The sequence below is a fragment of the Flavobacterium sp. KBS0721 genome, assembly GCF_002007065.3.
Taxonomy (GTDB): Bacteria; Bacteroidota; Bacteroidia; order Flavobacteriales; family Flavobacteriaceae; genus Flavobacterium; species Flavobacterium piscis.
This window is the reverse complement of record NZ_CP042170.1, coordinates 2,363,905-2,385,870: the sequence shown is the minus strand read 5'-3', so window position 1 is coordinate 2,385,870 and position 21,966 is coordinate 2,363,905. Positions and strand designations below refer to the sequence as shown.

20 protein-coding genes are annotated in these 21,966 nt (G+C 34.8%); 14 read left to right on the top strand and 6 right to left on the bottom strand.

What is annotated here, in order from left to right:
* Positions 1 to 31 precede the first annotated feature (31 nt).
* The 10 genes from B0M43_RS10495 to B0M43_RS10450 all read left to right on the top strand — a co-directional run bounded on the left by B0M43_RS10495 (position 32) and on the right by B0M43_RS10450 (position 7,451).
* Positions 32 to 1,219 (top strand): hypothetical protein, encoded by a 1,188-nt coding sequence (locus tag B0M43_RS10495; protein WP_078008396.1) that lies wholly within the window; start codon positions 32 to 34, stop codon positions 1,217 to 1,219.
* Positions 1,220 to 1,294: 75 nt separating this feature from the next.
* A complete protein-coding gene (locus tag B0M43_RS10490; RefSeq protein ID WP_078008397.1) occupies positions 1,295 to 2,062 on the top strand; it encodes an ankyrin repeat domain-containing protein in 768 nt (255 codons plus the stop codon).
* Positions 2,063 to 2,120: 58 nt separating this feature from the next.
* Entirely contained in the window at positions 2,121 to 2,666 is a 546-nt protein-coding gene (locus B0M43_RS10485; protein WP_078008398.1) for a hypothetical protein, read from the top strand.
* A gap of 22 nt (positions 2,667 to 2,688) precedes the next feature.
* Positions 2,689 to 3,402 (top strand): M949_RS01915 family surface polysaccharide biosynthesis protein, encoded by a 714-nt coding sequence (locus tag B0M43_RS10480; protein ID WP_078008399.1) that lies wholly within the window; start codon positions 2,689 to 2,691, stop codon positions 3,400 to 3,402.
* A gap of 213 nt (positions 3,403 to 3,615) precedes the next feature.
* Positions 3,616 to 3,942, top strand: a complete 327-nt coding sequence (locus B0M43_RS10475) for a helix-turn-helix transcriptional regulator (protein WP_078008400.1) — start codon at positions 3,616 to 3,618, stop codon at positions 3,940 to 3,942.
* Entirely contained in the window at positions 3,932 to 4,432 is a 501-nt protein-coding gene (locus B0M43_RS10470) for an SRPBCC domain-containing protein (protein WP_078008401.1), read from the top strand. Before B0M43_RS10475 ends, B0M43_RS10470 begins: the two co-directional genes overlap by 11 nt.
* A gap of 50 nt (positions 4,433 to 4,482) precedes the next feature.
* On the top strand, positions 4,483 to 4,983 hold the full coding sequence (locus B0M43_RS10465) for an SRPBCC domain-containing protein (protein ID WP_078008402.1): 501 nt from the start codon (positions 4,483 to 4,485) through the stop codon (positions 4,981 to 4,983).
* A gap of 206 nt (positions 4,984 to 5,189) precedes the next feature.
* Positions 5,190 to 5,747, top strand: coding sequence for an HD domain-containing protein (locus tag B0M43_RS10460; protein WP_078008403.1), 558 nt, complete (start codon positions 5,190 to 5,192; stop codon positions 5,745 to 5,747).
* A gap of 102 nt (positions 5,748 to 5,849) precedes the next feature.
* Entirely contained in the window at positions 5,850 to 6,722 is an 873-nt protein-coding gene (locus B0M43_RS10455; RefSeq protein WP_078008463.1) for an alpha/beta hydrolase, read from the top strand.
* Between the two features lie 42 nt (positions 6,723 to 6,764).
* On the top strand, positions 6,765 to 7,451 hold the full coding sequence (locus B0M43_RS10450; RefSeq protein WP_078008404.1) for a GNAT family N-acetyltransferase: 687 nt from the start codon (positions 6,765 to 6,767) through the stop codon (positions 7,449 to 7,451).
* A 60-nt stretch (positions 7,452 to 7,511) separates the two neighbouring features.
* Here the strand turns inward: B0M43_RS10450 and ccsA are convergent, their stop codons facing one another.
* From ccsA to nrfH, 4 genes are all read right to left on the bottom strand, one after another.
* The gene (ccsA, locus tag B0M43_RS10445; protein WP_078008405.1) at positions 7,512 to 8,315 is read right to left on the bottom strand and encodes a cytochrome c biogenesis protein CcsA; all 804 of its coding nucleotides are present in this window, start codon (positions 8,313 to 8,315) and stop codon (positions 7,512 to 7,514) included.
* A gap of 55 nt (positions 8,316 to 8,370) precedes the next feature.
* Positions 8,371 to 9,618 carry a cytochrome c biogenesis protein ResB gene (locus B0M43_RS10440; RefSeq protein WP_078008406.1) on the bottom strand — a complete coding sequence of 416 codons (1,248 nt, stop codon included), beginning with the start codon at positions 9,616 to 9,618 and terminating at the stop codon, positions 8,371 to 8,373.
* Positions 9,619 to 9,728: 110 nt separating this feature from the next.
* Positions 9,729 to 11,195: an ammonia-forming cytochrome c nitrite reductase gene (nrfA, locus tag B0M43_RS10435; RefSeq protein ID WP_210418058.1), complete on the bottom strand. Its 1,467-nt coding sequence runs from the start codon at positions 11,193 to 11,195 to the stop codon at positions 9,729 to 9,731.
* A gap of 55 nt (positions 11,196 to 11,250) precedes the next feature.
* Complete coding sequence (nrfH, locus tag B0M43_RS10430; RefSeq protein ID WP_078008408.1) at positions 11,251 to 11,871, bottom strand: cytochrome c nitrite reductase small subunit; 621 nt, start codon at positions 11,869 to 11,871, stop codon at positions 11,251 to 11,253.
* 345 nt (positions 11,872 to 12,216) lie between these two features.
* On the opposite strand from nrfH, the gene B0M43_RS10425 reads away from it, so the two are divergent.
* On the top strand, positions 12,217 to 12,585 hold the full coding sequence (locus B0M43_RS10425) for a nuclear transport factor 2 family protein (RefSeq protein ID WP_078008409.1): 369 nt from the start codon (positions 12,217 to 12,219) through the stop codon (positions 12,583 to 12,585).
* A gap of 299 nt (positions 12,586 to 12,884) precedes the next feature.
* Here B0M43_RS10425 and B0M43_RS10420 read toward each other — a convergent pair whose 3' ends face one another.
* A complete protein-coding gene (locus B0M43_RS10420) occupies positions 12,885 to 14,420 on the bottom strand; it encodes a YifB family Mg chelatase-like AAA ATPase (RefSeq protein ID WP_078008410.1) in 1,536 nt (511 codons plus the stop codon).
* A 413-nt stretch (positions 14,421 to 14,833) separates the two neighbouring features.
* Positions 14,834 to 15,811: a Gfo/Idh/MocA family protein gene (locus B0M43_RS10415; RefSeq protein WP_078008411.1), complete on the bottom strand. Its 978-nt coding sequence runs from the start codon at positions 15,809 to 15,811 to the stop codon at positions 14,834 to 14,836.
* A gap of 129 nt (positions 15,812 to 15,940) precedes the next feature.
* Here B0M43_RS10415 and B0M43_RS10410 point away from each other — a divergent pair, with 129 nt between their 5' ends.
* The 3 genes from B0M43_RS10410 (at position 15,941) to B0M43_RS10400 (ending at position 21,936) form a co-directional block, all read left to right on the top strand.
* Positions 15,941 to 18,931, top strand: coding sequence for an amidohydrolase family protein (locus B0M43_RS10410; RefSeq protein WP_078008412.1), 2,991 nt, complete (start codon positions 15,941 to 15,943; stop codon positions 18,929 to 18,931).
* Between the two features lie 40 nt (positions 18,932 to 18,971).
* Positions 18,972 to 20,279: an amidohydrolase family protein gene (locus tag B0M43_RS10405; protein ID WP_078008413.1), complete on the top strand. Its 1,308-nt coding sequence runs from the start codon at positions 18,972 to 18,974 to the stop codon at positions 20,277 to 20,279.
* Positions 20,280 to 20,619: 340 nt separating this feature from the next.
* On the top strand, positions 20,620 to 21,936 hold the full coding sequence (locus B0M43_RS10400; protein ID WP_065448139.1) for an ammonium transporter: 1,317 nt from the start codon (positions 20,620 to 20,622) through the stop codon (positions 21,934 to 21,936).
* Positions 21,937 to 21,966: the final 30 nt, after the last annotated feature.

Sequence of the window (21,966 nt, the reverse complement as noted above, 5' to 3'; positions counted from 1 at the left end):
AAAGATATATTTACACCTTCAAAAAAATACTATGCAAAAAATTACTTTACTGCTTTCTATATTATTTTTAGCACTTTCGTCATGTGGTGTAAAAACTACTCAGTCCTTATTAAGCGACGGAAATTATGATGCTGCAATAGATCGCGCAGTTGATGCCCTAAAAACCAAAAAGGACTCGAAAGGAAAACAAGATTATGTGTTTTTGCTCGAAGAAGCTTTTGCAAAAGCAAAGGACCGGGATTTGCGCAATCTTGATTTGATGATAAAAGAAGCTACTCCAGCTAACGCAGAACGAGTTTACAATACTTATTTGCAATTGAATAATCGTCAGGAAAAAATTAGACCGTTACTACCATTGCCTTTACTAAAACAGGGAAAAAATGCTTCGTTTGTATTTGATAATTATTCAGATCAGATTGTGAGCAGCAAAATTGCGCTTACGAAATATTTGTACGAAAGTGCTTCGACGCTTTTAAAATCAAAAAACAAACTGGATTTTAGAAAAGCATATGATGATTTTTTGTATTTGGAAAGCCTGAGTCCAAATTATAAAAATACCAGAAAATTGATGGAGGATGCACAGTTTAGAGGAACTGATTTTGTGGATGTTTACGCCAAAAACGAGACCAATATGGTGATTCCGAAGGTGCTTCAGGATGATTTACTGGATTTTAAAACCTACGGATTAAATGATAAATGGACGGTTTACCACAACTTAAGACAAAAAAACGTTACGTATGATTATAGCCTTGTGATCAATTTCAGGCAAATTAATATTTCGCCGGAACAAATTAAGGAGAAAGAATTTATTAAAGAAAGACAGGTTAAAGATGGTGTAAAAACACTATTAGACAGTAGAGGAAGACCTGTAAAGGACAGTTTAGGCAAAGAAATAAAAGTAGATAACTACAGAATGCTTCGTGCAAATGTGTATGAGTTTAGACAATTTAAATCTTGTCAGATAATGGCACAAGTAGACTATATCGATGTGAAGACAAATCAGTTACTGGAATCTTTTCCGGTGACGAGCGAATTTATTTTTGAGAATATTTATTCGACTTACAAAGGAGACAGAAGTGCTTGCGAGGAGAATTATATGTCATATTTTAATAAACGCGCGGTGCCATTCCCAAACAATGAGCAAATGGTTTTTGATACGGGAGAAGATTTAAAAGCGAGACTTAAAAATATTATTGTCAGCAATAAATTTAGGGGATAAAATCATTATCCAAAATTTCGATATGAATTTTAGAATATTTTCGGCATGCTAAAAAATAAAAATATAAGCTTAGTTATGAAAAAAATAAAACTGATTGCTTTATCCCTCCTGGTCTTTTCTTTGAGTAGCTGTTTTTCAGAATCAAAACCAAAACAAGTTGTTCCTTCACCAGAAGTTGTGGATGAATTTTATGATGCTGTTTTTGCAAATAATACTCAAAAAGCACTAAAAATGATTGGTGCAAAATTCCCTGCCAATTATGAACCAAAGAATAAAATAGCACCTCTTCAGGCAGCCATCTGGCAAAATAATCTCGCGGTGGTTAAGGCTCTTGTAGAAAGCGGAGCGGTTATTAACAAACCTAAAAGCGACGAATCGTACATTGAAACCGCTGCTGATAAAGGAACTTTGGAAATCTTGAAATACCTAATACAAAAAGGAGGAAATATAACCAACTCTGATGCTTTTAACACGGCCGGTTTTGGTAATTTTTACGACTGTGCAAAACTGCTTTTATTAAAAGGTGCCAATCAGGAAAAAGGAGATATTCGAGGAAAATTTCATGTATTTGAAGAAGCTGTAAGAAGGTCTGATTATGAGGTTTTGAATGCTTTAAAATTCAATAAAGGCGATATAGATTATCATAATTACGACGGAGAAACGGCATTGATAATTGCTGTAAAAAAGAATAATCTGGAAATGGTGAAATACCTTTTGAAAAAAGGTGCAGATAAAAACAAACCTGAAACTTTTGATGCCGGAGATGACATTTCGTACGGAGAAAAACCAATTCAAATCGCTACAAAATTGAAATTAACAGAGATTGTTAACGTGCTGAAATAAGTTTTTCTTTAGAGTGACTTCTTTAAAAATACTATTCCATTCAAAAAAGAAACAAATTATGAAATTTAGAATTTTGATCTTTATTGTGGTTCTTTTCATTTCCTGCAAAAAAGAAGAGAAACAACAAACAGCAATAAAAACTGTAAAAACGGATAGTATAAAAAAGCCCGTTGAAAATGTAAATAATACTGACACCATTGTTATTTCGACAAAGCATAAAGTAAATAAAATTACCTGTGATCTTGACGGAGATAATATCAATGAAACTGTCGAAATTGTACGAAGTACAAATAGCAGAAAAAGCGGTTTAAGAATAACATTTGGTAACAGTAAAAAAACCGATTATTTAGGATTAGGAAATAATGTTCTGAAACAGGGTTTTGATGAAATTGACTGGGCAGGAATATTCAAAAAAGCACCTAAAAATGAGCTTTACTGGAATAATGTAAATGATGATGGCGAAATAATGGGCGACGAAGAAATCAAGGAAGAAGATAAAATAAAACTCCTGAATGACGGAATATTTATTCATGCCGAAGAAAGTTGCGGAGGCGGCGTGATTTATATGAAAGACGGGAAATACGAATGGATTCAGCAGGAATAAATCATTTTTAAAAAACTTTTCTATGAAAAATATTGTTTTTTTATGCCTCTTACTTATTTCTTTTTCCAGCTGTAAATCAGATCAAAAAGAGCCTTTAAAAGAAGCTGAAACCTCATCATTAAAAGAAGAAGTTAAAGATTATTCTTTAGTTGTAAACAAAATTGATTCTACTCAGTTTCCGGCTTCTATAAAATACGAAGGTTTTATTAAAAATGCTGTTCGCTGGAAAGATAAATCCGGTGATAATATTGTCATTACAACCGAAACCGGAATCTACAGAAATGAAAAACTGAAACATGAATTTGAAGATAGCAGTGATGCTGAATTATATGCCTATCATTTTATACTATCAAATGATAAAGCAACGCAAACTTGGAGAGTGAAGGATTTTATTGCCGATTGTCCGGTTGACATTACTGCTTCTTTTGTTAAAAATACTTTTAAAATCACCGACTTAAATAAAAACGGCATTGCCGAAGTATGGCTCATGTATAAAACCGTTTGCCATGGTGATGTGAGTCCGTCTAACATGAAAATAATCATGTACGAAGGAAATAATAAATATGCCATGCGCGGAGAAAACAAAGTTCAGGTTGGTAGTGATGTAAACGATAAGTCATCCTTTATTGGCGGTGAATATAAATTGGATGTCAACTTTAAAAATGGCCCGAAAGTACTCAAAGAATATGCTCAAAATTTGTGGAAAGAAAATCTCATGGAAAAATGGGATAACTAAAATATATTGGGTAAGTCCTGACACACAAATCCGAGTTGTTATTCGCTTTTTCATTCGATTATTTTAAAATTTCAAATACTATTAAAGACGCAGCATTGCGTCTTTTTTTTGTTTCGACCAATCTATTTCAAAAAAAACAAAAAAATATCACTCAAAATCAATAGATTATGTATATTTGCAACTGATTGGTTGCTAATTAAAACACATCAAAAAATGAAACGAGATATTTTTCAGGCTATTGCTGACCCAACCCGCAGGGCTATTTTAGTATTGGTGGCTACAAATGCACTAACACCCAACGCGATTGCAGAGCAATTTAATACCACAAGACAGGCCGTTTCTAAACACATCAAAATCCTTAATGAATGCGACTTATTAGCCGAGAAAAAAATAGGCCGTGAGATATATTATCAACTCAAAATAGACAAAATGAAAGAAGTTGACAAATGGCTCGAACATTTTAAAGCAATTTGGGAAAATCGTTTCAGCCAGCTCGATCAGGTATTAATGAATTTAAAATCTAAAGAAAATGAAATCTAATCTTTTAATGAATTTTTCCGTGAATAAAGAGACTATCACGGTAAATATAAAACGGGAGTTCAATGCATCGCTTGCCAATGTTTGGTCGGCCTGGACAGTAGCTGAAATTTTAGATCAATGGTGGGCTCCTGCCCCATTTACATCTAAAACAAAACGTATGGATTTTACAGAAGGCGGACATAGATTGTACGCCATGGTTGGGCCAGAAAATCAGGAACGATGGGGTATTCTAGATTATACTTCGATTTCTCCAAAAACCAATTTTAAATATGCTTCTACCTTTTGTGATGCTGAAGGCATTCCGGATTCAATTTTTGGAAGTTCTTATTGGAGTGTCAATTTCTCTGAGCAAGGAGATTCCGTAATTGTTGATATTGAAATCAAACGAGATAGCTTATCTGATTTAGAAAAAATAATCGAAATGGGCTTTAAAGAAGGCTTTACAAGCACTTTGGAAACTTTGGATAAAATCCTTGAAGCACAAAAGTAAACAGTGCAATAAGCCAGGTAAAATAGTAATGAATTTAAAATCTTAAGAAAATGAAATCTAACTTATTAATGAATTTTACTGTAAACAAAGAAACCAGTACGGTAAATGTAAAACGTGAGTTCAATGCATCACTTGCCAACGTTTGGTCGGCTTGGACAGAACCTGAAATTTTAGATCAATGGTGGGCTCCTGCTCCATGGAAATCAAAAACAAAAAGAATGGAATTTAAAGAAGGCGGACAGAGGCTTTACGCAATGATTGGCCCTAAAGGCGAAGAACATTGGGCTTTGGCTGATTTTACTTCGATAACTCCAAAGACAAATTTTAAATATCTGGATGCTTTTTGCGATAACGAAGGGAATTTGAACAATGATTTTTCGCGTTCTGATTGGGATGTTAATTTTTCAGAACAAGGCGATACTACTTTTGTAGACATTGCTATTAAACACGAAAAACTATCTGATTTAGAGAAAATTATCGAAATGGGATTCAAAGAAGGTTTTACCATTGCTTTGGAAGGTTTAGACAAAGTTTTTGCTGCTAAAGCTTAATCATTTTATTTTGTATTTATGAAATCCCTTTTCGATTGAAACGGGATTTTTTATTCAGGCTATTAAAGTTGTATTCTGATTAAAACTCAGTAAAATCAATCATTTTAGATAATCCTAAATTTAATTTGTATTTTCGTGTAGCAGAAATATTCTATCAAACTGCGAGGCTCGCAAACTGCAAAATATTTACCCTTTGAAAAAACAATATGATCAACATACAAACGCTTTATCAAAAAGCAATAAAATTTGCAGCAAAAAGACACGCAGATATCAATCAATTAATTCCGGGAACGAACTTACCATATGTTGTTCATTTAAGCAATGTAGCTATGGAAATTTTGATTGCTTCACAAAACACAAAAGAGTTTAATACTGAATTTGCTGTTCAGGTGGCATTACTTCATGATATTTTAGAAGATACCAATGTCACATTTGATGAACTTTCTCAAGAATTTAGTCCAGAAATTGCTCAGGCTGTTTTAGCATTGACAAAGAATACCACAATTCCAAAAGAAGACAGAATGAGCGATAGTCTACATCGTATCAAACAACTAACAAAAGAAGTTTGGGCTGTAAAACTGGCGGACAGAATAACAAATCTACAAACTCCACCACAACTTTGGGGCATAGAAAAAATTAGTGAATATCAAAAAGAAGCGATTCAGATAGGTGATGCTTTAAAAGGCAGTAACGATTTTTTAGAAAAAAGACTTCAGGAAAAAATTGTCGATTATTTAGAATACTGCATTAGCTCTCATAACTAAAATTAGACAACCAATAAATAAAGAAATAGAAGCTGTTACTACTGCTTAAACAATATTTTAAGTCTATTATGAGAAATCATGTTAGCTATAAAACACCATAAAATGAATAAAATTATTGCCATTGCTTTTCTCCTTTTTACCTCAACAATATCATTTAGTCAAACCAATAAATCTAAAGCAACAGATACTAGTAAGCCTTTTGTATTAGGTGTTATAGATGAGATACAATCGAAAGAACTTGGCGAAAAAAGAATCCTGAACATTTATCTTCCTGAAGGTTATAAAGCTGATGATTCAACTAAATATCCTGTAATTTATTTATTAGATGGCTCGGCCGATGAAGATTTTATTCATATTGCTGGTTTGGTACAATTTAATAGTTTCGAATGGGTCAATCAGGTTCCGAAATCAATTGTGGTGGGAATTGCAACGGTTGACAGAAGAAGAGATTTTACTTTCCCGACAACTATAGAAAAAGATCAAAAACGTTTTGCAACTTCAGGACATTCCGATAAGTTTATTGCTTTTATCGAAAAAGAATTACAGCCTTTTATAGATAAAAAATACAAAACAACCGATTCCAAAACTATCATCGGACAATCGTTAGGAGGATTATTAGAAACTGAAATCTTGCTAAAAAAACCATCTCTTTTTAATAAATATGTCATTGTCAGCCCAAGTATTTGGTGGAATAATGGTTCTATACTAAATCAGGATAGCGTCATTTTTCAGGAAAATTTTAATCAAAACACTGATATTTATATCGCGGTAGGCAAAGAGGGCCTTACCCCTACCGAAATTCCACGAGTGATGGAAGTAGATGCTAACTTAATAAGTGAAAAAATTAAGGCATCAAAATGTAAAAATATAAAAGTTTATTTTGATTATTTCCCTCTCGAAAATCATGGCACTATTTTGCATCCCGCAGTTTCAAATTCTTTCAAATTCTTTTATCCAATAAAAGACAAAGAGTAAAAAAGTATTTTTAAGATTTATCAAAAGATAAAATTTACAAGAATGAAAATTATACAAGAAAACAAACTTGACAATCCGGTTTGGAATTCACTTTCAGAAACTCATGGAGGTTTTGTTTTGGATTATGGAAACACCAAATTTTACAATCCTGATTATTGTCCTTTTGGAGGTTTTATAAATCCCGAAAGTACTTTAGATGCATCAGATCAATATTTGACATTAGCAGAAAATTTCTTTATTGTTGGAGAAAAACCTGAAATATCGAAATCATTAAAAATTGTAAAAGAATTAGTTTGCCTGCAAATGATTATTTACAATAAAATAGAAGTATCAATAACTGAAGACATTGTAAAACTTACCGAAGAACATAATGACAAATTGGTGCATTTGGTGAACTTAGTGCAACCGGGATATTTTAAAAACAAAACAGCTGAATTAGGCAATTATTACGGGATTTTTAAAGAAAATCAATTAGTTGCCATAACAGGCGAGCGTATGAAAATGGATAATTATACAGAAGTCAGCGCTATTATTAGCCATCCTGACCATATTGGAAAAGGCTACGCAAAACAATTAATTGCTCACTGCGTCAATAACATTTTTAGCGAAAATAAAATTCCGTATTTACACGTAGTCGAAAGTAATATTGGAGCAATTGGGCTATATGAAAAGTTAGGTTTTGTAACAAGAAGAAAAATGAGTTTTTGGAATATTTCTACGAATAAGTAAAAACCATAGATTCAATAAAAAGAGAGCAGAAATTTATTGTAGATTTCTGCTCCTTTTAGTTTATCCATTTGTGTAAGTGTGAACACTTTGTGCAGAAGACGGCATATAATTCACCCCAAACCAGCAAAGCAACAATACCACAAACGCCAGCGCCAAGGTTATCAAAACTGGTTTAACACTATCCGGATAACGGTAATGCATGTGTATGTAAATTAAATAGCCTAACCAGGTAAGCATTGCCCATGTTTCTTTTGGGTCCCAAGTCCAGTAATGTCCCCAGGCTTCTTTTGCCCATAAAGCTCCAAACAATAAACCTAACGAAAGAAAACCAAAACCTACATAAACTAAATTATTGGCCAAATGAAGAATATTGCTTTTATACTTGCCCCTATAAAATTCGAATAATCCGTAACACGCCACAATTGATGATGCCGCGAGTAAGGCATACGAAAATATGTACACTAAAACATGAGGCACAAACCAAACACTTTGCAAAGCCGGCATTAAGGCTTTGTTATACGTATCCGGATTAAAGTAATTGATGGTTAGAAATACGGTTGCCATTACTAAGCTATAATTGAGCAGCCATTTATATTGCCACCTGATATAAGTTATTATTCCAATAACAGGTAAAAAGACAGCATACCAAAGTCTTGTTTCGCCCAGAGTACGCATGGGCGGACGTCCTAAATTTTGCCATAGGTTATAAGTAAACACCACTATACCCAAACCTCCCAATACTGCGAAAAGTAGAATAAGTAACATTTTATTGCGCTTCAGTTTTATAACCTGAAGCAGCATGCAAATTAGCCAGCAAATAATGGCGATAAAAGCATAATGAGAAAAATAGATCCAGTAATTCATTTAAAAAATCTTTATTTATATATAATTCAAACATCAATTCATACTCATAATCGAGCTAAATCACAGTTCCTCTTCCTTTAAATATCAAATAAGCCGCCCCAATAATCATCATAAAAATACCGGAATAGACAGCGGGCAACCAAGGATCACGTACCAATTCTACGACACTTAATTTAGACCATTTTCCAAACTTTTCGTCATAACTTAACTGGTATACTTTCCATCCTCCAACTTTATAAGGTTTGTTGACTTCGATTACAGTTTTGTCGTTTTTACCATCTTTTACATATACATTTACATGCGAACTGTATTTTTTGGCCTCTGGCTGCAACATTACAATGGCCTCTTTATCATTCAATTGCAAATAAGAATATTCGGTTGCAAAACTACCGCAACTGATCCATGCAGTAGTGTCTATCGTTGCAGATTTTACTTCGACCAGAGCTGCCGGCGTTGCACCTTCTTCATTAACGGGAAAATAACCGTTTCCTGTAAACTTGCTGTCTTCAATATAATTAACAATCTTAATTTTATAGCCTTTGTAATCGTAGCTATCTCCTTTGCTAATCATTCGTAGCGCATTGACTCCTTTTGTCTCAATACTGTTGTTTGTAATATCAGCTAAAGCCAATTTTGGAGTAAAGGTTTCCATATCAAAACTGGTAAGTTCAAAAGCAATTGGCATTGGTACCATTACACCTTCTTCATTTTGGGCTCCCCACACCAATTGATTTTCGTACAATTTCATCGTGTACCGCTGTAAATCGCCACTTCCCAGAATACCGGCCGTCATTGCAATAAAGAGCCCTAAGTGATTTAGTATAAAACCCCAATTTTTCCATTGCCATGGTGTCATTCTATTAAGAGTTGCAAGACCCAGCGTAGTAAGAAAATACAATTGGGCTATAATAAACGGCCAGCTTGTTAGTACAAAAGAAAAACCAAATACATCCGGTTTTACGCCCTCAACAAAATTTTGTTGAGGAAGCGTTCCCATAATAATTGCCTGTATCAAAACTAAAACAATAGCACTTACAGATGCAGGAACAGATCTTAGCCATTTTACCCACGGATGCGTTCTACTCGTAAAATGCAGCAAGAGCAGCATTGCTATAAACAAGGCTCCAATTATATAATTTACAGGCGCACTTACAGCTTTTATACTTGTTCTTGTAGTAATTTGTAAAAGGTATCCGGTTATCAGCAATCCAGCGGCAATTATAAAAGATTCTTTATAATCCCACGGAAATTGCCAAAGTTTCTTTTTAGCAACTTTCTGATTTTCTAAATTAACTATTCTCATTCTTATTTTGAATTTGAAACATTTAACCTGAAAAGGGTTTCATACAAATTATCAAAATTTATACGAACCCTCTCCAAAGTGTTTTTATATTTATTAACTGACTAAAGCAATTATTTTTTCTTTGCCTGTTCCAGCCATTGCGGTAAAAGAGTTTTTTTGAATTCTGCTTTATTCGCTCTTTCTTTAGCCATATCCAGACCAATAAACTGCTGTGCCTTTGCTTTGGTCGAAATATCCGGATATTGTACTGGTCCTGTTTGTCCTAAAGAAGCTAATACTTTACCTAAAGCAATTCTTGCCTCAGCTGCTTTATTCAAACCATTTGTAATTACTCTGGCAGTTTCTAATGGAGCATGGAATGATCCTCCGTGCGATGCTGCAGTAAAATCCCAACGCCATTGTGACTGACGAATTAACTGCAGAATATTTTTCATCTGAGCTTCTGTTGCTCCTTTATCCCATGCTAATTTTGCTTCTATATGTGCTTTTACCAATTGATCTTCAAGCTCAATACGTATTTGATAAATTTTATCCTGACGTTCGTTTACGTTTGCTATCAATGTTTTTTCTTCTTCACGGTGACAAACCTGACAAGAATTTGCTACGTTATTAAGAGGCGATTGTATTTTATGATCTGTAAATTTCTGTCCGCCTTCGCTTTTATATGGCATATGACAATCTGCACAAGAAACACCTCTTTGTCCGTGAATACCCATTTGATGAATTTCGTAATCAGGGTGCTGCGCTTTAAGGATTGGTGCTTTACTCAATGCATGTGTAAAATCTGAAAACTCAATACCATCATAATATTTTTCCATATCCTCTACCGTCATACCATTTTTCCAAGGGAATTTTACTTTTGCAGCACCTTCTACAGATTTTTTATCAAAGTAATACTCAACATGACATTGTGCACAAACTAATGAACGCATTTCGTTATGAGTCGCTTTTGTAATATCTTTTCCCTGCTCTTTAAAAGCTTCGATTAATGCCGGGCGTGTAATTTTTAAATTCATTGTTTTAGAATCATGGCAATCTGCACATCCAATAGGGTTTACAATTTCTGGCCCTAAAGCAGCCCATGTTTGTTTGTAGAACTCATCGATACCCAATTTATCCATCATACGTGGCACATCTGGTGACTTACATACCCAACAGCTGGCAGGTTGTGGCCCGTCCTGAGGTCCTTTTGGAGCTCCTGTTCTTAAAGTATTGTAAATGTCTTCCAGTGCATAAAAATGTCCTCTTCCCTGATTATAATCTTTAGAAAAAGCATATCCTGCCCAAAGTACCACCATACGAGGATCCTCATGTAACATGTCTTTCATTTTTCCGCCTCCGTATTTACTTGAAAAAGTAGTATCTGCCGTTTCATAATAGGTTTGAAACTCACGAGGATAATTTGCTCCCCAAACTTCATTTTTAGATTCGAACTGACCAACAGGAGCTAACACTCTATTTACAAATAAAGCTTCTGTGCGGCGTTCCATTACACTATTTACCAGTAATCCCAGCATAAATACAACTAGCATTGTAACGCCAAACATTACCCATCCTAACCACGGTTTGCGTTTTATAGTTTCTTTTAGTGGTGCCATAATTATATCTGTATTTAATTAATTTTTAGTCTTTTTATTTAGTTTGTTTTGTTTCTTTCTTTTTTTGAGTTGCTGTACTATCGGTTTGTTTTTGCAGCCATTCCGGAATTGGAGATTCTAGTAAAGGAACTCGTGCATTAGGTACAGATGACAGGCTATTTACTTTGCCGTGTGGGACTTCGCGATGACAATCCCAGCATAGTTTTCCTTCGCCATGACTTTTGCTCTCAAGCGTAACTCCTGTTGTTTTTACATTTGCATTAAGATCTCCGTGACAGCGCTGACAGTTTTTTTGAACCACGTCTGTTCCTGCTTTCTTAATATGAATTACCTGAGGCTCTGCACGCCAGGTAAATACAGTTGCGTGATAAATACCGTCTTTTGCTTTAAAAAAATATTTATTAAAAACATTGTTATGGGGCACGTGACAATCATTACAAGTAGTTACACGCCCATGCGAGCTATGCTGCCAGGTAGCATAAAAGGGAGTCATTACATGGCAGTTGACACATGTTTTAGGATCGTCTGACAGATAAGAAACTGCATTGGATACATATAATAAATAAGCAAATAATCCCGTTCCTATTCCAACTGCCACTATAACAAAGGGTACCCATTTACGTGGAGGCAATAAATAATTTAAAATCTTTATCATAATAATTTCCCTTAATTTTACAATCAAAATTACATGTGTAATTCCTACAATGAAATGACATTTATCAGATAATGAGGTTTGTGTTAAAAAAAGCACAAAATGAATTTTCTTCTATTATGCATCAATTTGTTTTTTAGTATTGAGATTGTCAAATTCACACCTAAACACTTAAACACATGATAATAAGAAATATAAAATCATTACAGTGAATAAATAAAAAGAAGAATGAGGGTGTTAATTTTTTCGCAAAAAAATCTAAAAGGATTTCTTTAGTATTTTATAATTAGAATAATTTTTAAATTTATAGGAACTGAAATAGAATACATAATCACAATTTTTTAGAGAATGACAGCTAATAAACAAACCGTAAACGAATACATGGCCGCTTTTAGAGTAAGTGATCATGAAAGAATACTTGCGTGTCTTACTGAAGATGTTATTTGGGAAATGCCTGGCATCTACCAACACAATGGTAAAGAAGCGTTTGATAAGGAAATTGAGAATGATAATTTTGTTGGCAGTCCGACTATTCAGATTATAAAATTGATAGAGGAAAATGATATTGTTATTGCAGAAGGTACCGTACAGGGTAATATGAAAAACGGAAATATATTGGACGCTGTTTTTTGTGATGTTTTTGAAATGGAAAACGGAAAAATTAAGAAGTTAACTTCATATTTGATGTCGAGAAATGCGAATTTAAAATTTGAATGATATTTTTACCAAAAAGTGCGCAAGTTTTTTATAATAGATCATATATGCAAACACGAAGCTCACCAAGCTATGGAAGAATACATTATTGTACTTTTTATTTACATAAAGGTTTGACTGGTTCTCTTATAAATGATAAACCTCTGGCCTAGCCCCGATGGAAGCGATATCCTTTTATGGCAGGGTTTGCCATAAAAGATAAAGTGGACAGCGGGACTGGAGGTTCTTATGAAAATTGATTTTTTTGCTCCGGAAAAATTAAATTCCAAAATTTTTGAAGTTCCAAATCCAAAAATCTAAAACTAACCAAGCCACCCTTCTCTATCCAGGCTTCTGTATTGAATAGCTTCGGAGATGTGCTGCGAAACTACAGTTGGTGCGTTATCTAAGTCGGCTATGGTGCGGGCCACTTTTAGGATTCTGTCGTATGCTCGCGCCGAAAGATTCAAACGTTCCATAGCGGTTTTGAGCAATTCTTTTGACTGATCGTCAAGTGCGCAATATTCGCGAATTAGTTTACTGCTCATTTGTGCATTATAATGTATGTTTTCCAATGCTTCAAATCGCTTAGTTTGAATTTCGCGCGCGGCTGTTACTCTTTTTCTAATTTCGACGCTGCTTTCGGCTTTTCGATCATCGGCTAATTTCTCGAAAGGAACGGGAGTAACTTCTATGTGAATGTCGATTCGATCTAATAAAGGCCCGGAAATCTTGCTTAGATATCGCTGCATTTCGTGTGGCGATGAGGTATTGGGCTGGCTGGGATCATTAAAAAAGCCACTCGGACTTGGGTTCATACTCGCCACTAACATAAAAGATGACGGATAGGTCACCGTAAATTTGGCACGTGAAATGGTGACTTCGCGATCTTCAAGCGGCTGGCGCATTACTTCTAAAACATCCCGCTTGAATTCTGGCAATTCGTCCAGAAACAAAACGCCATTGTGCGCCATCGAGATTTCGCCCGGCTGTGGGTAGCTTCCGCCACCAACAAGTGCTACATTGGAAATGGTGTGATGCGGACTGCGAAACGGCCGTTGGTTCATTAATCCTACTTCTTTTAATTTTCCGGCAACGCTATGAATTTTAGTAGTTTCCAGAGCTTCGCGCAAAGTCATTGGCGGTAAAATACTGGGAACGCGCTTGGCAAGCATTGTTTTTCCTGCTCCGGGCGGACCTATTAAAATAATATTATGCCCTCCGGCTGCAGCGATTTCCATACAGCGTTTTATACTTTCCTGCCCACGGACGTCTGAGAAATCATGTTCAGGAAAATCTAAAGTCTTATAAAACTCGGCTCTTGTATCGATTACTGTTGGCTGAAGCGTGCCTTTTCCTGCAAAGAAGTCAAGTACTTCCTGCAAATTCGAAACTCCGTAGACATCAAGTCCGGCAACAATTGCGGCTTCTTTTACGTTTTGAATGGGAAGAAAAAAGCCTTTATACCCTTCTTCTTTTGCTTTTATGGCAATGGGCAAAGCGCCCCGAATGGGTTGTAAACTTCCATCAAGTGAAAGTTCGCCCATGATAATATATTCTTCGATTCCGGGTGCTTTTATTTGATCTGAGCCCACTAAAATTCCCATTGCAAGCGGTAAATCGTATGCAGAACCTTCTTTTCGAAGATCGGCGGGCGCCATATTGATGGTAATTCTTTTTCCCGGCAAGCTTAATCCGTTGTTTTTTAAGGCAGCCGCAATTCGAAAACTGCTTTCTTTTATGGCACTGTCCGGCAATCCAACTAAATGATAACCAATACCTTTATCCATATGCACTTCCATCGTAATGGTTGTGGCTTCTACTCCAAAAACAGCGCTTCCGTAAACTTTTACTAACATAATTAATCTTTATCAAAATGTAAAAGTATTTAATTAAGTAGAAAAAATAACTTATTTGTAAATAATTTATTACTTAATATTTTAATAAATTAAGATTTTACACTAAAAAATAATTGCCATATTACTTCAATACAATTAACTCTCTCTTCTAATTCTTTATAAAGATTTTCTTTATATACTAATAAGTCGTGATAACCTTTGCTTTTTTTATAATCGGCTGTACCATTCGCTTTAAGTGATTTCTTGAAACTTTTTATTTTCATCTCATTAAATCATAAGCAGCTTTTAAATCCGCAATACTTAAATCAGCAATTTTTAGAATTGTAACGCCCAATTATATCTATTTAAAGTTTACTTGTAAATGTATTATTTATTATTCTGGAGAAATTTATTCTTTTTTGAATACAAGCGGATTAAGAAAAATTCAACCCAATTTGATTTTTAATATCCTGCACAATCTTACTCAAATCCAGACTATTCTGATGCGACCAAAGCTTACTTTCGATTTGGTTGTTTCTAATGCAATTATGACATTCGATTGCTTCATGCGTATAGCCTATTCCTAAATTTGGCAAACTAAAAACGGTTTCTTTTTGTTCTTTAAAAACAGAATATCCATCAGCAATATACCAAGGAGAATTGAGCTGAATATGTCCCTGAGTTCCACTTATCGTTGCTTTCATATCTGATTCTGAAGTTATTGAAGCATGCAAAACTGACTGAGAATTTTCATACTGCAAAATCATTGAAGTTTGTAAATCGATTCCGTTTTTATGATAAATAGATTTTGCTATTATTTCTTTTGGAATTCCGAGTAATATATAGGAAAGAAATAGGGGATATACGCCAATATCAAATAAGGCACCTCCTCCCAGTTTTTTATCAAACAATCTTCCTCCTTCAGCATCATTGGCATAAAAAGCAAAATCGGCTTTTATATATTTTATATCACCAATTATCCCTTGATTTACTTTTTCGAGAATTTCTTTGACAGATGGTATAAAACGTGTCCAGAAAGCTTCCATAAAAAATTTATTATTCTTTCTTGATGCTTCGATCATTCGTTCGGCATCTTTATAAGACAGCGCAAGTGGTTTTTCGCATAAAACATGTTTACCATTTTCTAATGCTTTTATAGATAATTCGGCATGAGAATCATGTGGCGTCGCAATATAAATTATATCAACCTCATCGTCCTGAAAAAGCGCATCGTAAGAATCGTATGTTTTTGAGCAATTGTACTTTTTGGCAAACTCCACTGCTTTATTATGGTCTCTGGAAGCCACTGCAAATAATTCTGCATCTGGCAATAATAATAAATCGACCGCGAACTGATTTGCAATATTGCCTAAGCCAATGATTCCCCACTTTATTTTATTGTCATTTTTCATATTATTCTATAAGCGCTACTTATCAATGGTTTAATTAAATTATCATCTAAATAAAGAAAAAACATTTATAAAAATAAATTTTAGATAACATATATTTCATATTTTTAGCAACAAATTTGCAAATTACCTATGAAAAAAGCCCTACTCCTACTCTTTTTGAGCGTATTTTTAACAAAAACATATGCTCAGGATTATTTTCCTATTAATGAAAGTGTGCATAACAAAAACAAAAATTACACTGTTTTTACAAATGCCACTATTTATGTTACTCCAACTCAAAAAATCGAAAAAGGTACTTTACTTGTTCAGGATGGTAAAGTTGTTGCAGTTGGCAATAGTGTTACCATTCCTAAAAACAGTATTACGATCGATCTTGAAGGAAAAACAATTTACCCTTCGTTTATTGATATCTACACGAGTTTTGGAATTGAAAAACCAAAAAGCAATTTAGGCCGTTACCGCGATCCTATGTACGATACAAAGAGAGTGGGTTATTACTGGAACGAAAGCGTTAGACCAGAAATAAACACTTATGAAACTTTTAAATATGATCAGCCTAAAGCAGAAGAATTATTAAAAGCTGGTTTTGGAGTTGTTGGAACTCATATTCCTGACGGAATTGCTCAGGGAACCGGAATTTTGGTTGCCCTGAATAATACTGAAAACAGTAAACAAATTATTGCTAATAAGATTACCAATCACCTTGCTTTTTCGAGAAGCGCTCTAACAAATCAGGCTTATCCAAGTTCATTAATGGGTATGATGGCTTTGTTGCGCCAGATGTATTTGGATCTTGATTGGTACAAAAAAGGAAATTCTGATACTAAAGATTTATCATTAGAAGCTTTGGCAAATAATGAAAAACTAGTTCAAATTTTTACGACAGAAGATAAATTAAACAGTTTGAGAGCGGCTAAAATTGCTAAGGAGTTTGGTTTAAATTATATTCTAAAAGGAAGCGGAAATGAGTTTGAACGCATCGACGAAATCAAAAATACGAATGCTAGATTTATCATCCCGGTAAGTTTTCCGGAAGCCTATGATGTTTCAAATCCGTATTTATCAAACCAAATCGAATTGACCGATATGCGTTTCTGGAATCAGGCACCGTCAAACCTAAAAGTATTATCTGATAATGGTGTTGTTTTTGCCCTGACGACAGACAAATTAAAAAAGACCGAAGACTTTAAACCTAATTTATTAAAAGCCATTAAATACGGTTTTGATAAAACAAAAGCTTTAGAAGCACTGACGACAATTCCAGCTGCAATTCTTGGAAAAAGCAACGAAATTGGAAGTTTAAAAACCGGAAGTTATGCCAATTTTGTGATTACTTCAGGTGAAATATTTGACGAAAAAACAGTTTTATATGAAAACTGGGTTCAGGGAACTAAATATGTCGTAAACGATATTAACTCAAAAGACATTCGCGGCAACTACAATCTAACGGTTGGAAAAGATACCTACAAATGGAAAATTGAAGGAACTCCTAATGCTCCAAAATCTGAAATAACAACAACTGATGATAAAAAAGTAAACAGCACTTTTGCGGTTTCTAAAAATTGGATTTCCCTTTTAATAAAATCTGCAGATACGATCAAATCTAACTTTACGCGCTTAACAGGATTTATAGAAAAACCGGAAAGTTTATCCGGAAAAGCCGTTTTTGCAAACGGAGACGAATTGGTTTGGACGGCTTTAAAAACAAGTGCATTTGTTGCTGTACAAGATACAGTAAAGGCAGAAAAACCAAATCCTGTTCTACCTACAACTTATCCTAACGTGGCTTTTGGTGATACTAAAAAACTAACGGCTCAAACTTTATTATTTAAAAATGCTACGGTTTGGACAAATGAAAAAGAAGGTATTCTAACAGAAAGTGATGTTTTAATTAAAAATGGAAAAATCGCTGCCGTTGGTAAAAATCTTTCAGATGCAGCTGCTACTGTTATTGATGCTAAAGGCAAACATATCACCAGCGGAATTATCGATGAACACTCGCATATCGCGATTTCTAAAGGTGTAAACGAAATGGGGCACAACTCTACTGCCGAAGTTACGATTCAGGATGTTGTGAATTCTGAAGACATTAATATTTACAGAGATCTTGCCGGAGGTGTCACCATCTCTCAGTTATTACACGGATCTGCAAATCCTATTGGCGGGCGTTCTGCAATTGTAAAATGGAAATGGGGAGCTGCACCGGATGATATGTTATACAAAAACCAACCTAAGTTTATCAAATTTGCTTTGGGAGAAAATGTGAAACAAGCCAATTGGGGTATCGACAATCCTACTCGTTTTCCGCAAACCAGAATGGGTGTTGAACAGGTTTTTACCGATTATTTTCAGCGTGCAAAAGAATATGACGAAAGCTGGAAAAAATTCAACGCTGGTTCGAAAAAAGGAAAAGCGCCAAGAGTTGATTTAGAATTACAGACTATTGCGGAAATTATCAATAAAGAACGTTTTATTACCTGTCACTCTTATGTAGAATCTGAGATTTTAATGTTGATGAATGTTACCGAGAAATTTAATTTCAGGGTAAACACTTTCACGCATATTCTTGAAGGTTATAAAGTGGCAGATAAAATGAAAGAACATGGCGTTGGTGCTTCGACTTTCTCTGACTGGTGGGCGTATAAATTTGAAGTAAATGATGCAATTCCTTTCAACGGGCCAATTATGCACAACGCAGGATTGGTTGTAGCGTATAACTCTGATGATGCCGAAATGTCCAGAAGACTGAATCAGGAAGCTGCAAAAGCAGTAAAATACGGAAACATTTCTGAGGAAGATGCCTGGAAATTTGTAACCCTGAATCCTGCCAAATTATTACATATTGATGATAAAGTGGGAAGCCTTAAAGTAGGTAAAGATGCTGATGTTGTATTGTGGAGCGAAAATCCTTTATCGATTTATGCTAAAGCCGAAAAAACAATTATTGAAGGTGTTGTGTATTTTGACATTGAAAAAGATGCCGAAAAACAATTGGCCATTACCAAAGAAAGAAGCTTGTTGATTGGGCAAATGCTGCAAGAAAAAAACAAAGGAATGAGCACACAGCAACCTACAAAGAAAGAAAAAACAGAATATCACTGTGATACTTTAGAACAATAATTAAGGTGTTATAAATTAGAAAAGATTAAAAAAAGACAATATGATACATAAGAATCTATATATAATGCTGCTCGCAGTTTGTGCTTCGGTACAAATAAAAGCACAACAAATACCGGCACCAAAACAAACTAAATCGGTTTTAATTTTAAATGCCACTGCACATTTAGGTAACGGAACTGTTATTCAAAATAGTGCGATTGGTTTTAAAGACGGTAAAATTACCTTAGTAGCCGATGCTACAACCATAAGAATTGCTGCGAATGCCTATGATACTACTATTGACGCCGCCGGAAAACACGTTTACCCTGGGTTTATTGTTCCGAATGCAACACTGGGTTTAGTAGAAATTGATGCTGTAAAATCATCAGACGATCAGGAAGAAATTGGTAGTTTTAACCCCAATGTGAGAAGTATTATTGCTTATAACTCAGAATCGAAAGTAGTAGAAACTGTGCGTCCAAATGGTATTTTAATGGCTCAGATTACACCTCGTGGAGGCAGGATTTCCGGGACTTCTTCTGTAGTACAATTAGATGCCTGGAGCTGGCAAGATGCTATTTTAAAAGAGAATGACGGAATTCATCTTAATTTTCCGTCCAACTTTAAAAAATCAGGATCGTGGTTTGAACCGGGAATAATAGAGGCCAACAAAGATTACCCTAAACAGGTTGAAGAAATCGCTGCATTCTTAATCAACTCACGAGCATACAACCAAGCGCCTTCGAAAGAAAGAAATGTAGTTCTTGAAGCTACGAAAGGGCTTTTTGACGGAACTCAAACGCTTTATATCAATGCCGACGAAGAAAAACAAATCGTAGATGCCATACAATTAGCAGTTGACAATGAGATCAAAAAAATTGTTATTGTTGGAGGATTCGAAGCGTACAAATCAGCTGATGTATTACAAAAATACAATGTGGGTGTTTTCCTGAGACGAGTTCACGGTATGCCAACAAGTGTTGATCAAGATGTAAATCTTCCGTACAAAATGGCTAAAATACTTACTGATAAAGGTATTGTAGTGGGCCTTGAAAACAGCGGCGATAACGAACGTATGAACGCAAGAAACCTTCCGTTCCTTGCAGGAACCTGTGCTGCTTTTGGTCTTGACAAAGAAAAAGCATTACAGCTTATTACTTTAAATACAGCAAAATTATTAGGTATCGATGCGACTTGCGGTACATTAGAAAACGGCAAAGATGCAACGTTATTTATCTCTGAAGGTGATGCACTTGATATGAGAACCAACAAATTAACAACAGCTTTTATTCAGGGAAGATCAATTAATTTAGAAACTTTTCAAACCAAATTAAATGATAAATTCAAAGCAAAGTACAACCAGAAATAAGTAAATTCTTTTCTATTAAAAAAGGCATCATTTGAGCAATTCATTTGATGCCTTTTTTATTTAAAATTATCATCGTTCTGATCAAATCTTTAAATAGTTGAACATAATTACTCTTAAATTTAAAATTATTCTTTCATTTTTCTGTTAACAAATGCTTCTCAGAGGCAAATTTTGATGTTTCTGATTAATAAATTATAAATTTTAAGTTGATTTTAACAAATACACGCAAAATACAGGGGGTTAAATTCTAAAATTAACAAAAATTAAACATCTGACTCTATTTTTCATAGGGGTGTCGATTGATTTTATACTTTTATAAAAAATTTAAAACTAAATAACTATGCGAAAAATTATTTTAAGTGTGATCCTTATCACTATTTTGGTACTAACCTTTATATCCAACTTTATCCTGTCTGATAATCCTATTCCGGCAGAGGCTGTAAAGTTTGACACAGGAGATACAGCTTGGATGATCGTAGCAACTGCATTTGTATTGCTTATGACACCAGGACTAGGATTTTTCTACGGAGGAATGGTAGGTAAGAAAAACGTTATCAGTACAATGCTTCAAAGTTTCATGGCAATGGTAATTGTTACTATTTTATGGGTTGTTGTTGCTTTTGGATTGGCTTTTGGTCCTACTATTGGAGGAATCATCGGAAATCCATCTACTAATTTATTCTTTGAGGGTGTTGGTACTAACACTGCATGGAGTCTTGCCCCAACTATTCCGTTTATGTTATTCGCATTGTTTCAGGCAAAATTTGCCATCATTACACCTGCACTAATCACTGGTGCATTTGCTGAGCGTGTACGTTTCTGGGCATACTTATTATTCATGGTCTTATTTATATTACTTATATATGCTCCTTTAGCACACATGACGTGGCATCCTGATGGAGTTTTCTTTAAAATGGGAGTATTAGACTTCGCCGGAGGAACAGTTGTGCATATGAGTGCTGGTTGGGCTGCATTGGCCGGAGCAATCTTCTTAGGAAAAAGAAAAATTCAAAAAGTAAATCCTGCCAGAATTACTTATGTATTATTAGGTACAGGTTTACTTTGGTTCGGATGGTTTGGTTTCAACGCAGGTTCTGCACTTGGAGCAAACGGTTTAGCTGTTCAGGCTTTAGGAACTACAACTGTTGCAGCTGCTGCAGCTGCTATGGCCTGGGTTTTCCTTGACAAAATCATAGGACACAAATTATCTGCACTTGGTGCATGTATCGGAGCTGTGGTAGGCCTTGTTGCTATTACACCTGCCGCAGGTTTCGTTAGTATTCCTCACGCTATTTTTATCGGAGCTTTCTCTGCAATTGTTAGTAACCTTGTAGTAAGTAAATTCCCTAAAGGTAAAATTGATGATGCATTAGACGTTTTTGCTTGTCACGGTGTTGGTGGTATGGTAGGAATGCTATTAACTGGAGTTTTTGCTTCTAAAGCAATTAACCCTGCTGTTGGAGACAATCAAGGTTTGATCTTTGGGACTCCAACTTTATTCATCAACCAATTAACCGCTTTAGTAATCGTTTCAATCTTCGCTTTTGTAGGTTCTTATATCTTATTCTTTGTTGTAAATAAAATTACACCACTAAGAGTTACTGAAGAAAAAGAGGAATTAGGATTAGATATCTCTCAACACGGAGAATTTTTATAAAAAACAAACCAAAACCAAACTAAACCAAAA